This window comes from Isoptericola sp. NPDC019482 (assembly GCF_040632295.1).
GTDB lineage: Bacteria > Actinomycetota > Actinomycetes > Actinomycetales > Cellulomonadaceae > Isoptericola.
Map to the genome: position 1 here is coordinate 1 of NZ_JBEYBQ010000057.1, position 15,276 is coordinate 15,276.

Genomic DNA, 15,276 nt, shown 5'->3' on the forward strand with positions numbered 1-15,276 from the left:
GCCTGCTCAACCTGGGCGGCCACCGCGGCGGGCAGGTCCGCGACCGCGTCGGCCAGCCTGGCGGCGTGCTGGTAGGAGATGGTCCCCGCGCACAGGGCGTCGAGTGTCGCGGTCGCCTTCGAGGCCAGGACGTCCGCGTCCGCGAGCCACCCCTGCGCGACGTGCTCGCTCACCCCGAGCGCGCACGCCACCTCCGCCACCAGCGCGCGGCGTGCGACCGAACCACGGCGCTCCGCCGAGGCCGACGCGACCCGCTCGACATCCACGTCCAACATCGACTCCGGCACGACCCGTGCCGCCGCGAGCACCTCGGCCAGCGCGACCGTGCGCCGCCCCGCCGCCGCGTTCACCACCACCTGCTCACCCGACGCGCGATCCAGCGCAGCATCCAGCCGCGAGGCGGCGGTGGGCTGGCGCGTCGTCATGGAGCAAGTCAACCAGCCACCACCGACACTCCTTCGAACAGGCGTTCGAGAGATCGCCTGGTCGGTGGGCCGGCCGCTCCGGCCGCTACCGAAGGACGGCGGCCAGCAGCTCGCCCGCATCGGGGATCGGCGCATGAGACGACCGGTCGCTCGGCCAGAGCTCTGCGTCGTCGTCCGGCCACCGAGGGACGACATGGAAGTGGAGGTGCCCCACGGTCTGTCCCGAGAACGGACCGCTCGCGTTGAGCACCACGACCCCGGTCGCCCCGAGCGCCCTCGTCATCGCGACCGAGACGCGTTGCACCAGCGCCGTCGTCGCCGCGAGCGACTCCGGGCTCGCGTCCAGCACGCCGACGCAGTGCGCCGTGGGAACGACGAGGGTGTGACCGGGCGCGAGCGCCCCCGTGGGCAGCGTCAGGAACGCGGCCGCCAGGCCCTCTCGCGCGACCCACACCCCGTCCCCGGACTCGATCAGCTCGCAGAACACACAGGCGTCGTCGCTCACGCGCGAACTCTACGAAGCACGGGCGGGCGTCGTCATCGCGCCGGGCGCCGCCTCCTCCGCCGGCCGCGCGGTCGACAGCCAGTCCACCAGCCCGCACACGGCCTCCGTGCAGCTGCCGCAGCCGGTGGTGGCGCGGGTGGCGCGGGCGACGTCGTCCTTCGTCGTGGCACCGTCGGCCACGCAGGCCGCGATGTCGTGCTTGGTGACGCCGTTGCACCGGCAGACGGTGGCGTCGTCGGGCATGTGCTCGGGGCTGGACGCCGGCTCGGCGGCCGGCATGACCGGCGTGAGCAGCAGGAACGCCGGGTCGGCGGGCACGGGCGTGCGGCGCGTGTAGGCGGCGGTGAGGTCGGCGGCCACGCGGGCGTCGCCCACGCACGTCGCGCCCACCAGGACGCCGCCCGCCACCACCGCCTCGACGAAGCGGCCCGCGGCCGGGTCGCCGAGGCGCACGGCCCGCTCCCCCGGTTCCGGGACGCGGCCGGAGCCGCAGCGGCCCATCGCGACCACGCTCAGCGGCCCGGCCTTGACCTTGACGACGTCGGTGCCCCGGGCGTCGACGCCGCCCGCCCGCGCCCCCGGCGCGCGCGTGGACAGCAGGGTGCCGAGGCGCACCGCCATCGACGGCCCCGCCCCGTCGCCGGGCAGCCGCAGGTGCTCGCGCGGGCCCTCGACCCGTGCCTCCGGACGCGGGCGCGCCGCGAGCGTCACCAGGTGCTCGGCGAGCCTCCGCGCCTGGTCCCAGCCCTCCGCCACCAGCCCGCGCGAACCCTCCGGAGGCTGCGCGCAGTCGCCGACGGCGAAGACCCGGGCGTCGGTCACGCTCGCCAGGTCCGGCCCGACGACCACGCCCCGCTCGACGGCGAGCCCGGACCGTCGGGCCAGCGACGTCTCCGGTGCGGTGCCGCACGCGAGGACGACCAGGCCCGCGCCGAGCGTCTCCCCCGGCTCGGTCGTGGCGCCGTCGAGCCGCACCCCGACGGCCCGGCCTCCGACGACGAGCACCTCCTGCGGGCGCACCCCCGTGCGCACGGCCACGCCCGCCGCCTCCAGGCCCGCGCGCAGCACGGCGCCGGCCTGGTCGTCGAGCTGCCGGTCCATCGGGGCGCCCGCGCCGTGCACGAGCGTCGTGGGCAGCCCCCGCCCGGCCAGCCCGAGAGCCACCTCCACGCCCAGTACCCCGCCGCCGACGACCACCGCGCGCGGGGCGTTCACCGTCGCGGCGACCACCTCGCGGGCGTCGTCGAGCGTGCGCAGCGCGTGCACCCCGGCGGGCAGGGCCTCCGGGTCCGTGCCGAGGCCGGGCACGTCGGGCAGGCGCGCGGCGGCGCCGGTGGCGAGGACCAGGTGGTCGTAGGGGTGGCGGGTCCCGTCGTCGGCCAGCACCGCGCGGGCGTCCCGGTCGACGGCCACCGCGGCCGTGCCCCGCAGCACGCGGGTGCGGCCGTCGTCGACCATGGGCATGCCGATCGCCGCCACGTCCGTGCGCCCGGCGACCACGTCCGACAGCAGCACCCGGTTGTACGGCTCGTACGGCTCCGCGCCGAGCACCGTGACGTCGAGCGCACCGTCGGCGTCGCGCCGCGACAGCTCGTCCGCGAGGCGCGCGCCCACCATGCCGTGACCGATCACGACCACCCGGTGCGGCACGCGCAGCCCCTGCTGCGGGTCGTGACTCATGCGAGGACCTCCAGGGTCTCGACGTGCTCGGCCGTCGCGGCCGGGTCGGGGACTGCCGGCGTCACCGCCACCGCGCAGACCTTGAACTCGGGCATGGCGGAGACCGGGTCGACGGCGTCGGTGGTGAGGCGGTTGACGCTGCCGGCGCCGCTCCAGTGGAACGGCATGAAGACGGTGTCCGGGCGGACGGCGTCGGTCCAGCGGGCCGTCGCCTCGACGACGCCGCGGGCCGAGACCAGGCGCGCCCGGCCGCCGTCCGGCACGCCGACCCGCAGCCCCAGCAGCGGGTGCAGCTCGACGTACGGCTCGGGGACCAGCCGCTCCAGCTCGGGCACGCGGTGCGTCTGCGCGCCGGACTGGTAGTGCTGCAGCACGCGGCCGGTGACGAGGTACGTCGGGGCGTCGGGGCGCACGTCGTCCGACGGGCCGGCGTGGTCGACGGCGACCATCCGCGCCCGGCCGTCCGGCGTCGCGAACCGGTCGAGGAACACGCGCGGCGTCCCGGGGTGCTCGCCCGGCGACCTGTCAGGACGTGCGGCGGGTATACCCCGCGCTGGTCCTGACAGGTCGGGGGTGGCGGGGCAGGGCCAGTACAGCCCCGCGCCGCCGGCGGCGTGGTGCGCGTCGAGGCGGGCGTGGCTGAGCCCGGAGTAGTCGGCGACGCCGCCCGCCGACGCGCGCGCCAGCTCGTCGAACACGACGGCGGGGTCCGTCGGGAACGCGACGCCGGAGCCCAGGCGATGCGCCAGCTCCGCGAGGATCCACAGCTCGGACCGGGCGTCGCCCGGCGGGTCGACGGCGCGCCGCCGCCGGATGACGCGCCCCTCGAGGTTCGTCATCGTGCCCTCCTCCTCGGCCCACTGGGTGGTGGGCAGCACGACGTCGGCGAGCAGCGCAGTCTCGGACGGCACGACGTCGCACACCACGAGCAGGTCGAGCGCGGCCAGGCGCTCTCGCACGCGGTCGGCGTTCGGCGCGGAGACGACGACGTTCGAGCCGTGCACGAGCAGCGCTCGCGGCCCGCCGGGCGTGCCCAGGGAGGTCAGCAGCTTGACGGCGGGCACCCCCGGGCCGGGCAGCGACGCCGGGTCCACGCCCCACACCCCGGCGACGTGCGCGCGGGCCGCCGGGTCGTCGATCTTGCGGTAGCCGGGCAGCTGGTCGCACTTCTGCCCGTGCTCGCGCCCGCCCTGCCCGTTGCCCTGGCCGGTGAGGCAGCCGTACCCCGACCCCACCCGGCCCCCGAGCCCGAGCGCGAGGGCGAGGTCGATCGCCGCCGTCACCGTGGCGGTGCCCTGCGCCGACTGCTCGACGCCGCGCCCGGTGAGCACGTAGGCCCCGCGGCCCCCGCGCGACGGCGACGCCGCGGCCAGCAGCCGCGCCACCCGGCGCAGCTCCTCCGCCGGGACGCCGCACACCGTCTCCGCGCGCTCGGGCCACCAGGCGGCGGCGGAGCGGGCGACGTCGTCGAACCCCGTGGTGCGCCCGGCCACGTACTCCCGGTCGACCAGGCGCTCCGCCACCAGCACGTGCAGCAGCGCCAGCAGCACCACGAGGTCGGTGCCCGGCACGGGCTGCAGGTGCACCCCCTCGCCGGGCCCGACGAGACGGGCGGTGGCCGACCGACGCGGGTCGACGACGACGAGCCCGCCCGCGGCGCGCGCGCCGGCGAGGTGCTGCACGAACGGCGGCATCGTCTCGGCCACGTTGGAGCCGAGCAGCAGGATCGCGTCCGCGCCGGCCAGGTCGGTCACCGGGAACGGCAGCCCCCGGTCCAGGCCGAACGCCCGGTTCCCCGCGGCCGCGGCCGACGACATGCAGAACCGGCCGTTGTAGTCGATGAAGGGCGTGCGCAGCACGGTGCGGGCGAACTTGCCGAGGGCGTACGCCTTCTCGTTCGTCAGCCCGCCGCCGCCGAACACCGCCACGGCCTCAGGGCCGTGCTCGGCCGCCAGCGCGGAGAGCCGCCCGGCGACCAGGTCGAGGGCGTCGTCCCACGACGCGGGCACGAGCACCCCGTCGGCCCCGCGCACCAGCGGCGTCGTGAGCCGGTCGGGGGCCCGCAGCACGGTCGCGCTGGTCCACCCCTTCTGGCAGAGCCCGCCGCCGTTCGTGGGGAACTGCCGCGGCGTCACCGTGACGGGCAGCGCGGCGCGGCCGCCCGGGGCGGCGACGTCGAGCGTGAGGTCCATGCCGCACTGCAGCGCGCAGTAGGGGCAGTGGGTCGCGACCGCGGCCCCCGACGCCGTCATACGCGCGCCGCCCGCATCGCGGTGCCGCGCCGCGCGTACACCGCCCAGGTGACGACGGCCATCACCGCGTACGCCCCGACGAACACCCACAGCGCAGCCACCAGCGAGCCCGTCATCGACGTCGACATCGCGAACCCCCGCGGGATGAGGAACCCGCCGAAGGCGCCGACCGCGCCAGCGATGCCGATGCAGCCGGCGGCGGCCTTCGCCGTCGCCGCCAGGTCGCGGCCGGCGCCCGCCACCCGGAAGGCGGCCGGGATCATCCGGTAGACCGACCCGTTGCCCACACCGGTGGCCACGAAGAGCACGAGGAACGAGGCGAAGAAGAGACCGAAGCTGTGGCGACCGAGCGCGGAGATCGCGCCGAGCGCCCCGACGATCATCATGGCGTAGCAGCACACCGTCACGACGGCACCTCCCACCCGGTCGGCCAGGATGCCGCCCAGGGGCCGGGTGACCGACCCCACGAGCGCGCCGAGGAACGCCAGGGAGAGCGACACCTCGGGGAACTGGCCCGCGAGCAGCGTCGGGAACGCGCCGGAGAAGCCGATGAACGACCCGAAGGTGCCGATGTAGAGGAACGAGATGACCCAGGTGTGCGGCTCCTTCACCGCCACCACGAACGTGCGCGGGTCGGCCTTCGCGGCCGAGAGGTTGTCCATGAACCTCCAGGCGAGGAACACGGCCAGCACCACGAACGGGACGAACACCAGCCCGGCCCGCTGGAGCGCGACCCCGGCGCCCGCGGTGATCACCAGCGGCACCGCGAGCTGCACGGCCGCCGTGCCGACGTTCCCGCCCGCCGCGTTCCAGCCGAGGGCCGCGCCCTTCTCCTTCTCAGGGAAGAAGAACGAGATGTTCGCCATCGAGGAGGCGAAGTTGCCGCCGCCGAAGCCGGCGAGCGCGGCCACGAACAGCATCACGCCGAACGACGTCTCCGGCCGCTGGACCACGAACGCCATGGTCAGGGTCGGGATCAGCAGCAGGCCCGCCGACACCATCGTCCAGTTGCGCCCGCCGAAGACCGGCACCGCGAGCGTGTACGGGATGCGGAGCGTGGCGCCCACCAGCGACGGCACGGCGATGAGCCAGAACATCTGGTCGGTGGTGAGCGTGAACCCGGCGGCGGGCAGCTGCGGCACGACGATCGACCAGAGCGCCCACACGCAGAACCCGAGGAACTCGGCGAACACCGAGATCACCAGGTTGCGCCGCGCGACGCGGCGTCCGCCGCCGGCCCAGAACGCCGGGTCCTCCGGCTCCCACCGGTCGATCCAGCGGCCCGGGCGGTCGATCGCCCCCGGGCGCCCGTCGGGTCGGGCCGGCGTTGCCACGGTGGTCGGTGCAGCCATCGCGTGTCCTCCTGTGCGCAGGCCCGACGACGCCGGGCGGTGGTCTGGAACCACCGGCGCGTCGTCGGGCCGGCAGGTCCGACGCTAGGAAGGCGGTGTTTCGACGCCCGGCCTCGGGCCGTGAAATGCGCGTGAGCACGAACGCACAGCCGACCGGGCGGGCCTGTGAGCAGGGGGGCTCGACATGCGCTGCCCCAGGTCCGGGCCCATGATGCGAAGCAGTGACTCTACGGTCCCCCAGCCCCAGGAGTGCGCATGTCGACCACCCGCCCGCCCGTCACCGCCGACGTCGGGTCGGCGCCGCCGACCGGCGCGGCCGACGCCCTGCTGCGGCTCGGCAAGCACCTGCGCAAGGGGGACGTGTCGGAGGACCTGCGCCAGCTGTTCCTCAAGGGCGGCCGCGAGGGTGACGTCTTCTACCGGGACCGCTGGTCGCACGACAAGGTGGTGCGCTCCACGCACGGCGTGAACTGCACGGGGTCCTGCTCGTGGAAGGTGTACGTCAAGGACGGCATCATCACGTGGGAGACCCAGCAGACGGACTACCCGTCGGTGGGCCCGGACTCCCCGGAGTACGAGCCGCGCGGCTGCCCCCGCGGCGCCGCGTTCTCCTGGTACACCTACTCCCCCACCCGGGTGCGCTACCCCTACGTGCGCGGCGTCCTGCTGCGGGCGTACCGCGAGGCGAAGGCCGCGGTCGGCGGCGACCCGGTGCTCGCGTGGGAGCGGCTGACCTCCGACCCGGAGACGGCGCGGGCGTACAAGAGCGCGCGCGGCAAGGGCGGCCTGGTGCGGGCCACGTGGGACGAGGCGGCGGAGATCGTCGCGGCGGCGCACGTGCACACGATCAAGGCGCACGGCCCGGACCGCGTCGCGGGCTTCTCCCCGATCCCGGCGATGTCGATGGTGTCGCACGGCGTCGGGGCGCGGTTCGTGCAGATGCTGGGCGGCACGATGCTGTCGTTCTACGACTGGTACGCGGACCTGCCGGTCGCCTCCCCGCAGGTGTTCGGCGACCAGACGGACGTGCCGGAGTCCGCGGACTGGTGGAACTCCTCCTACCTGATCATGTGGGGCTCCAACATCCCCGTGACCCGCACCCCGGACGCGCACTTCATGGCCGAGGCGCGCTACCGCGGTACCAAGGTCGTGTCGGTCTCGCCGGACTACGCCGACAACACGAAGTTCGCCGACCAGTGGCTGGCGCCGCAGCCGGGCACCGACGGCGCGCTGGCGATGGCGATGGGGCACGTGATCCTGCGCGAGTTCCTCGTCGAGAAGCGCACCGCGCCGTTCGTCGACTACCTCAAGAAGTACGCGGACGCCCCCTTCCTCGTGCGGCTGGACGAGAAGGACGGCGCGTACGTGCCGGGCAAGTTCCTCACGGCCGCGGACGTGGACGACGCCGTCCTGCCGGGCGCGTCGACGGCGGCGAACCCGAGCTTCCGGACGCTGCTGCTGGGCGCCGACGGCGCCGTCGTCGCGCCGAACGGCACCCTCGCCGACCGGTACGGCGAGGCCGGCGAGGGGAAGTGGAACCTGGACCTGGGCGACGTCGACCCGCTCCTGTCGGTGGCCGACGGCGCGGCGCCCGGCGAGCGGGGCACCGCGGCAGTGCTGCTGCCCCGGTTCGACGTCGTCCCCGACGGTGACGACGGCGGTGACGACGGCGGCGCGGGCGACGGCGCGCAGCAGGCGCACCTCGGCGGCAAGGGCGTGCTGACGCGCGGCGTGCCGACCCGGCGCGTGGGCGGGCACTTGGTGTGCACGGTCTTCGACCTGCTGCTGGCGCAGTACGGCGTCGAGCGCACGGCTCGGGACATCGGCCTGGACCTGCCGGGCGAGTGGCCCACCGGCTACGACGACGCGACCGCCCCCGGCACCCCGGCGTGGCAGGAGGAGATCACCGGCGTGCGGGCGGCGGACGCCGCCCAGATCGGGCGGGAGTTCGCGCAGAACGCCGAGGACTCGGGCGGCCGCTCGATGATCATCATGGGCGCGGGCGCGAACCACTGGTTCCACTCGGACACGATCTACCGCGCCTTCCTCACGCTCACCACGATCACCGGCTGCCAAGGCGTCAACGGCGGCGGCTGGGCGCACTACGTGGGCCAGGAGAAGTGTCGCCCGATCACCGGCTGGGCACAGTACGCGGGCGGTCTGGACTGGGCGCGCCCGCCGCGCCAGATGATCGGCACCGGCTGGTTCTACCTCGCCACGGACCAGTGGCGCTACGACGGGATGCCCGCCGACGCGCTCGCCTCCCCGCTCGCTCCCGGGGTCCTGGCGGGCCGCACGACGGCGGACTCCCTGGTGGAGTCGGCGCAGCGCGGCTGGATGCCGAGCTACCCGACGTTCGACCGCAACCCCCTGGACCTCGTGGACGAGGCGCGCGCCGCGGGCAAGGAGCCGGAGCGGCACGTCGTGGACGAGCTGAAGAAGGGGACGCTCAAGTTCGCCTGCGAGGACCCCGACGACCCCGCGAACTTCCCCCGGGTGCTGACGATCTGGCGGGCCAACATCCTCGGCTCCTCCGGCAAGGGCAACGAGTACTTCCTCAAGCACCTGCTCGGCACGGACGCCTCCGTGCTGGCCGACGAGGCGCCCGAGGGCCGCCGTCCCGCGTCGATGACCTGGCACGACGAGGCGCCGCGCGGCAAGCTCGACCTGCTGGTCACGATGGACTTCCGCATGACGAGCACCACGCTGTTCTCCGACGTCGTGCTGCCGGCGGCCACCTGGTACGAGAAGCACGACCTGTCGAGCACGGACATGCACCCGTTCGTGCACTCGTTCAACCCGGCGATCAACCCGCCGTGGCAGACCAAGACCGACTTCGACACGTTCCACACGCTGGCGCGGCGGGTCTCCGAGCTGTCCGTGGAGCACCTGGGCGTGCGCGAGGACCTGGTCGCCACGCCGCTGCTGCACGACTCCCCCGACGAGCTCGCGGTGCCGCACGGCACGCTGACCGACGCGGGCGTGCCCGTCACGGAGCGCGAGCTCGTGCCGGGAGTGACGATGCCGCGCCTGCAGGTGGTGCAGCGCGACTACCCGGCGTTCGCGGCGCGCATGGCCGCGCTCGGGCCCCTCACGGACTCGAAGGGCATGGCGACCAAGGGCGTCGCGTTCATGCCGGACGAGGAGGTGCGCAAGCTCGGGCAGGTCAACGGCCTGGTGACGTCCGGCCCCGCGGCCGGGCGCCCGCGCCTGGACCGCGACACCCACGCGTGCGAGACGATCCTGGCCCTGTCCGGCACCACGAACGGCCGCCTGGCGGTGCAGGGTTTCGAGCACCTGGAGAAGCGCACCGGGCAGCGGCTGGCGGACCTGGCGGCCGACGACCAGGCCAAGCGGGTCACCTTCCCGGACGTGCAGTCGCGCCCGACGACGGTCATCACCTCCCCGGAATGGTCCGGGTCGGAGCACGGCGGGCGCCGGTACACGGCGTTCGCGGTGAACGTGGAGCGGCTCAAGCCGTGGCACACGCTCACCGGCCGCCAGCACTTCTACCTCGACCACGACTGGATGATCGAGCTGGGCGAGCAGCTGCCCGTCTACCGGCCACCGCTGGACCTGCACCGCCTGTTCGGCGACTCGCCCACGCCCGGCGCGTTCGACGACGGGCGCGCCGACGGAAGCGGCACGGGGCACGCCGCCGTGGCCGTGCGCTACCTGACGCCGCACTCCAAGTGGTCCATCCACTCGGAGTACCAGGACAACCTGTTCATGCTGTCGCTGTCGCGCGGCGGCCCGAACGTCTGGATGAGCCCGCAGGACGCCGCGAAGATCGGCGTCAAGGACAACGAGTGGATCGAGGCGGTGAACCGCAACGGCGTCGTCGTCGCGCGCGCCGTCGTCTCCCACCGCATGCCCGAGGGCACGGTGTACATGCACCACGCCACGGACCGCACGGTGGACGTGCCGCTGGCCGAGACGTCCGGCCGGCGCGGAGGCATCCACAACTCCCTGACCCGGATCCTGCTCAAACCCACGCACCTCGCGGGCGGCTACGGGCAGCTCACCTACGCGTTCAACTACCTCGGCCCCACGGGCAACCAGCGGGACGAGGTCACGGTCATCCGGCGTCGCAGCCAGGAGGTGCGGTACTCGTGAAGGTCATGGCCCAGATGTCGATGGTGATGAACCTCGACAAGTGCATCGGGTGCCACACCTGCTCGGTCACGTGCAAGCAGGCGTGGACGAACCGCACCGGCACCGAGTACGTGTGGTTCAACAACGTCGAGACCCGCCCCGGCCTCGGCTACCCGCGCACGTACGAGGACCAGGACACGTGGCAGGGCGGCTGGGTGCGCACCAAGCGCGGCAAGCTCAAGCTGCGCGCCGGCGGGCGGGCCAAGAAGCTCGCGTCGATCTTCGCGAACCCGAAGCTGCCCTCGATCCACGACTACTACGAGCCGTGGACGTACGAGTACGACATGCTGCTCAGCGCCCCGCAGGGCGAGCACACGCCGGTCGCGAAGCCGAAGTCGCTGCTCACCGGCGACGACATGTCGATCCAGTGGTCGGCGAACTGGGACGACGACCTCGGCGGCTCCACCGCGACCATGCAGGACGACCCGATCCTCAAGCACATGAGCGAGCACGTCGCCGAGGAGCTCGAGCAGACGTTCATGTTCTACCTGCCGCGCATCTGCGAGCACTGCCTCAACCCGTCGTGCGTCGCCTCCTGCCCGTCGGGCGCGATGTACAAGCGGGTCGAGGACGGCATCGTGCTCGTGGACCAGGACCAGTGCCGCGGCTGGCGCATGTGCGTCACCGGCTGCCCGTACAAGAAGGTCTACTTCAACCACAAGACCGGCAAGGCCGAGAAGTGCACGCTGTGCTACCCGCGCCTCGAGGTGGGCCTGCCCACCGTCTGCTCCGAGACCTGCGTCGGCCGCCTGCGCTACCTCGGCCTCGTCCTGTACGACGCCGACAAGGTCGGCGCGGCCGCCGCGACCGAGGACGAGACGGACCTCTTCGCCGCGCAGCGGTCGGTGTTCCTCGACCCGCACGACCCCGAGGTGGTCGCCGCCGCGCGCCGCGAGGGTATCCCGGACGACTGGATCACCGCCGCGCAGCGCTCGCCGATCTGGAAGCTCATCTCGGAGTACGAGGTCGCGCTCCCCCTGCACCCGGAGTACCGGACGCTGCCCATGGTCTGGTACATCCCGCCGCTGTCCCCCGTGGTCGACGTCGTGGCCAGCTCCGGCAACGACGGCGAGGACGGGCGCACCCTGTTCGCCGCCATCTCGCAGCTGCGTATCCCGCTGGAGTACCTCGCCGGCCTGTTCACCGCGGGCGACACCGGGCCCGTCGAGCGGGTGCTGCGCCGGCTCGCCGCGATGCGGTCGGGCATGCGCGAGGTGAACCTCGGGCGCGAGTTCCCCGAGGAGAACGCGACCGCCGTCGGCATGACCGGCGACCAGGTGCAGGAGATGTACCGGCTGCTCGCCATCGCGAAGTACGAGGAGCGGTACGTCATCCCCACCGCGCACACCGAGGTGGCGCGCGAGCTGGAGGAGATGGCCTGCTCCCTGGACTTCGAGGGCGGGCCGGGCATGGGCGGGGCGGGCCCGTTCGGCTCGTCGTCCGGCCAGCCCACCCCGGTCGCGGTGGAGAACTTCCACGCGCTCGCCGCCCGCCAGACGGCGGACTCCCCGTACGGGCCCTCCACGCCCGGGCGCGTCAACCTGCTCAACTGGGACGGCAACGGCCGGCCGACGGGTCTGTTCCCGCCGGGGGACGACGGGGCCGACGACGGCGGGCCCGGCGCCGAGGAGGGTCGGTCGTGAGCCGCCTCGCCTTCCTGCCGAGGCCGGGCGTGCGCGCCAAGCGGCTCGACCCGCTCGCGCCGGTGCCGCTGGGTGACGGCGACCGCGCCGTCGCGCACATGGCCGCCTCCGTGCTGCTCGCCTACCCCGACGACACGACGCTCGCCGCCGCGCCCACCGTGCGCGACGCCGTCGCGCACCTGCCCGCTCCGGTCCGGGACCGCCTCGGCGGGCTCGCGACGACGCTGCTCGACGTCGACGGACCGGACGGCGTCGCCGCGCTGCAGGCCCGGTACGTCGCGACGTTCGACCTCAAGCGTCGCTGCGCCATGTACCTGTCGTACTACGCGGCGGGCGACACCCGGAAGCGCGGCGCCGCCCTCGTGCGGTTCGTCGAGGCGTACCGCGCCGCCGGGTTCGAGACCACCGGCGACGAGCTGCCCGACTACCTGCCCACCGTCCTGGAGCTGTCCGCCCGCGGCGGGCCCGACGGCGCCCGGATCGCCGGCGCGCTGCTCACGGCCCATCGGGACGGGATCGAGGTGCTGCGCTCGGCGCTCGCCGCGCAGCGCTCGCCCTGGACGGCGGCGGTCGAGGCCGTGAGCCTGACCCTGCCGCCCGTCGACGCCGCCACCGCCGAGCGCGTCGCCGACCTGGTCGCCGCAGGCCCGCCGGCGGAGCTGGTGGGCCTGAGCGGGTACGGGGCGGGCGACGGGGACGCCGGGTACGGGAACGAGGGGAAGGACCTGCCATGGGCCTGACGGACGCCTCCGCCGACAAGATCATCCTGTGGGTCGTGCTGCCCTACGTGACCTTCGCCATCCTGGTCGTGGGGTCCATCTGGCGGTACCGGTACGACAAGTTCGGCTGGACCACCCGCTCCAGCGAGCTCTACGAGAAGCGGCTGCTGCGCTGGGGCTCGCCGCTGTTCCACTTCGGGCTGCTGTTCGTCGTGCTCGGCCACTTCCTCGGGCTCGTGATCCCCAACACCTGGACCGAGGCCGTCGGCGTCAGCGAAGGGTTCTACCACTTCATCGCGACGTCGATGGGCTCCATCGCCGCTCTCGTGGCGGTCGCCGGCCTGCTCATCCTCATCTACCGGCGCCGGTCCACCGGGCCGGTCTTCCTCGCGACCACGCGCATGGACAAGACCATGTACGTGTTCCTCGCCGCGTCCCTGCTGTCGGGGGCCTGGGCCACCGTGCAGACGCAGATCCTCGCGGGCGGCCACGGGTACGACTACCGGGAGACGATCTCGCCCTGGTTCCGGTCGCTCTGGTACCTCCAGCCGCAGCCGGCGCTCATGGAGGGCGTGCCCGCCGCGTTCCAGGTGCACATCGTCGCGGCGATGCTGCTGTTCGCGCTGTGGCCCTTCACGCGGCTGGTGCACGCGTTCTCCGCCCCCGTGCAGTACCCGTTCCGGCCCTACGTGGTCTACCGCTCCCGCGAAGCGTCCGTGTCCTCGCGGGCGCCGCGGCCCGGGTGGGACCCGACGACGACGCCGCCCCGCTGATCCCGACCGTCCGTCACGACCGTCCGTCACGACTGGAGGAACCATGACCTCGGCAGCCACCCCCGGACCGGCCGACGCGCCGGCCGCCCCGGCCGTGCAGGGCAACGTCACCCAGCTCACCCTCGCCACGATCGGCTTCGCGATCTGCTTCTGGGCGTGGGCGCTGCTCAGCCCGCTGGGCAAGAGCTACGGCGAGCTGTACGACCTGTCCGACTTCGAGGTGTCGGTGCTCGTCGCGATCCCCGTGATCGTCGGGTCGCTCGGCCGCATCCCGATCGGGGCGCTCACGGACCGGTTCGGCGCCAAGGTGATGTTCCCGCTGTGCAGCGCGCTGACGATCATCCCCGTGCTGTTCATCGGGTTCGTCGCGAACAGCCTGGTGTGGCTGCTGATCGGCGGGTTCTTCCTCGGCCTCGGCGGCACGACGTTCGCCATCGGCGTCCCGTTCGTCAACAACTGGTACCCGCCGGCCCGGCGCGGCACCGCGATCGGCATCTTCGGCGCCGGCATGGGCGGCACCGCGATCGCGTCGTTCTCCACCGTGCCGATCCGCGACGCGTGGGGCGACGGAGCCCCGTTCGTCATCGTGGCGGTGTTCCTGGCGGTCTTCGCCCTCGCCTCCCGGGCCCTGCTGCAGGACTCCCCGGCCTGGACGCCCGGCTCCGGCGGCGGCATGTGGGCCCGCACCTGGGCGACGCTGAAGATCCCCGCCACGCTGCAGCTGTCCTGGCTGTACGCGATCGGCTTCGGGGGCTTCGTCGCGTTCTCCGTGTACCTGCCGACCTTCCTGCAGAACGCGTACGACCTCAGCGCCAGCGACGCGTCGTTCCGCACCGCCGGCTTCGTGGTGCTCGCGGTGGTCTGTCGGCCCCTCGGCGGCACCCTGTCGGACAAGGTGGGCGGCGTCGCGGTGAACCTGGTGTGCTACGCGATCGTGACGGTCGGGGCCGCCGTGATCATCTTCCAGCCCGCCCTGATCCCCGTGGCCACAATCGCGTTCCTCGCGATGGCGGCGGCGCTCGGCGGGTCGTCGGGCGCGACCTTCGCCCTCGTGGCGAAGATGGCCCCGCCCGGGACCGTGGGCGCCGTGACCGGCGTCGTCGGCGCCGCGGGCGGCCTCGGCGGCTTCATCCCGCCGCTCATCATGGGCGCCGTGTACGGCGCGCAGGGCGACTACGGCATCGGGTTCGGCCTGCTCGCGCTGACGGCGCTGCTCACCCTGCTTTTCACGCTCGGCCCGGTGCGCAAGCGCGTGCGGGCGAACGCCGGATGACCGCGCTCCCCGCCGCCTCACCCCCGGGCGCGGTCGGTCGTGAGGCGCGTGCCGCACGGGCGACACGTCGTCGGCCTAGCGTGGCCCCATGAGCACGCCGCGCAGCACGGCCCGCAGCTCGACACGCAGCTCGACACGCAGCACGGCCGAGCACGTCGCCGCCGTGCTGGCGCGGGTCGCGCCGCTGCCCGCGGTCGACGTCGGCCTGGCGCAGCTCGCCGCCGAGGGCCCCGGCCGCGTGCTCGGCGCCGACGTGCACGCCGTCGCGCTCGTGCCGCCGTTCGACGCCGCGGCGATGGACGGCTACGCCGTGCGCCTCGCCGACCTCCCGGCCGACGGCTCCCCCGTGACCCTGCCCGTCGACGTGCGCTCCACCGGCACGATGGCGTCCGCCCACGCGGGCACCGGCGCGCCGGTCATGATCCGCACCGCGACCCCGACCGTGTTGTGGGCGCGATTTCGGGGACTATCCGCGCGCGGATAGTCCCCGAAATCGCGC

The 15,276-nt window shown here is 74.0% G+C and carries 10 protein-coding genes and 2 pseudogenes; 6 read left to right on the forward strand and 6 right to left on the reverse strand.

All coding sequences use genetic code 11. From position 1 onward, the window contains the following. The 5 genes and pseudogenes from ABZ493_RS21000 to ABZ493_RS21020 all read right to left on the reverse strand — a co-directional run. Positions 1-425, reverse strand: a pseudogene (locus tag ABZ493_RS21000) (hypothetical protein); the annotation flags it as partial. A gap of 85 nt (positions 426-510) precedes the next feature. Further along, complete coding sequence (locus tag ABZ493_RS21005) at positions 511-930, reverse strand: HIT domain-containing protein (RefSeq protein WP_430584055.1); 420 nt, start codon at positions 928-930, stop codon at positions 511-513. A gap of 9 nt (positions 931-939) precedes the next feature. Next, positions 940-2,610, reverse strand: a complete 1,671-nt coding sequence (locus ABZ493_RS21010; RefSeq protein ID WP_430584056.1) for an FAD-dependent oxidoreductase — start codon at positions 2,608-2,610, stop codon at positions 940-942. Beyond that, positions 2,607-4,802 carry a molybdopterin oxidoreductase family protein gene (locus tag ABZ493_RS21015; protein WP_430584057.1) on the reverse strand — a complete coding sequence of 732 codons (2,196 nt, stop codon included), beginning with the start codon at positions 4,800-4,802 and terminating at the stop codon, positions 2,607-2,609. The genes ABZ493_RS21010 and ABZ493_RS21015 overlap by 4 nt, the downstream gene beginning before the upstream one ends. Before the next feature lie 56 nt (positions 4,803-4,858). After that, on the reverse strand, positions 4,859-6,214 hold the full coding sequence (locus ABZ493_RS21020) for an MFS transporter (protein ID WP_430584058.1): 1,356 nt from the start codon (positions 6,212-6,214) through the stop codon (positions 4,859-4,861). Positions 6,215-6,469: 255 nt separating this feature from the next. Between ABZ493_RS21020 and ABZ493_RS21025 the strand changes: the two genes are divergently transcribed. The 6 genes and pseudogenes from ABZ493_RS21025 to ABZ493_RS21050 all read left to right on the forward strand — a co-directional run. Then, complete coding sequence (locus ABZ493_RS21025; RefSeq protein WP_430584059.1) at positions 6,470-10,330, forward strand: nitrate reductase subunit alpha; 3,861 nt, start codon at positions 6,470-6,472, stop codon at positions 10,328-10,330. Continuing rightward, positions 10,327-12,012 carry a nitrate reductase subunit beta gene (gene narH / locus ABZ493_RS21030; protein ID WP_430584060.1) on the forward strand — a complete coding sequence of 562 codons (1,686 nt, stop codon included), beginning with the start codon at positions 10,327-10,329 and terminating at the stop codon, positions 12,010-12,012. Before ABZ493_RS21025 ends, narH begins: the two co-directional genes overlap by 4 nt. Beyond that, complete coding sequence (narJ, locus tag ABZ493_RS21035) at positions 12,009-12,752, forward strand: nitrate reductase molybdenum cofactor assembly chaperone (protein WP_430584061.1); 744 nt, start codon at positions 12,009-12,011, stop codon at positions 12,750-12,752. The genes narH and narJ overlap by 4 nt, the downstream gene beginning before the upstream one ends. Continuing rightward, positions 12,743-13,504, forward strand: a complete 762-nt coding sequence (narI, locus tag ABZ493_RS21040) for a respiratory nitrate reductase subunit gamma (protein ID WP_430584062.1) — start codon at positions 12,743-12,745, stop codon at positions 13,502-13,504. The genes narJ and narI overlap by 10 nt, the downstream gene beginning before the upstream one ends. Positions 13,505-13,547: 43 nt before the next feature. After that, a complete protein-coding gene (locus tag ABZ493_RS21045) occupies positions 13,548-14,777 on the forward strand; it encodes an MFS transporter (protein WP_430584063.1) in 1,230 nt (409 codons plus the stop codon). Positions 14,778-14,865: 88 nt separating this feature from the next. Beyond that, positions 14,866-15,087 (forward strand): annotated as a pseudogene (locus ABZ493_RS21050) (hypothetical protein); the annotation flags it as partial. On the opposite strand, the gene ABZ493_RS21055 reads toward ABZ493_RS21050, so the two are convergent. Further along, positions 15,081-15,197 (reverse strand): hypothetical protein, encoded by a 117-nt coding sequence (locus tag ABZ493_RS21055; RefSeq protein ID WP_430584064.1) that lies wholly within the window; start codon positions 15,195-15,197, stop codon positions 15,081-15,083. The pseudogene ABZ493_RS21050 and the gene ABZ493_RS21055 overlap by 7 nt on opposite strands. Positions 15,198-15,276 lie beyond the last annotated feature (79 nt).

What these genes read in the sequence shown, in the direction of transcription:
- ABZ493_RS21055 (WP_430584064.1), bottom strand. Translation starts at nt 15,197, where the DNA reads ATGACCGGCGCGCCGGTGCCCGCGTGGGCGGACGCCATCGTGCCGGTG.
- ABZ493_RS21045 (WP_430584063.1), top strand. Translation starts at nt 13,548, where the DNA reads ATGACCTCGGCAGCCACCCCCGGACCGGCCGACGCGCCGGCCGCCCCG.
- narI (WP_430584062.1), top strand. Translation starts at nt 12,743, where the DNA reads ATGGGCCTGACGGACGCCTCCGCCGACAAGATCATCCTGTGGGTCGTG.
- ABZ493_RS21015 (WP_430584057.1), bottom strand. Translation starts at nt 4,802, where the DNA reads ATGGACCTCACGCTCGACGTCGCCGCCCCGGGCGGCCGCGCCGCGCTG.
- ABZ493_RS21020 (WP_430584058.1), bottom strand. Translation starts at nt 6,214, where the DNA reads ATGGCTGCACCGACCACCGTGGCAACGCCGGCCCGACCCGACGGGCGC.
- ABZ493_RS21010 (WP_430584056.1), bottom strand. Translation starts at nt 2,610, where the DNA reads ATGAGTCACGACCCGCAGCAGGGGCTGCGCGTGCCGCACCGGGTGGTC.
- ABZ493_RS21025 (WP_430584059.1), top strand. Translation starts at nt 6,470, where the DNA reads ATGTCGACCACCCGCCCGCCCGTCACCGCCGACGTCGGGTCGGCGCCG.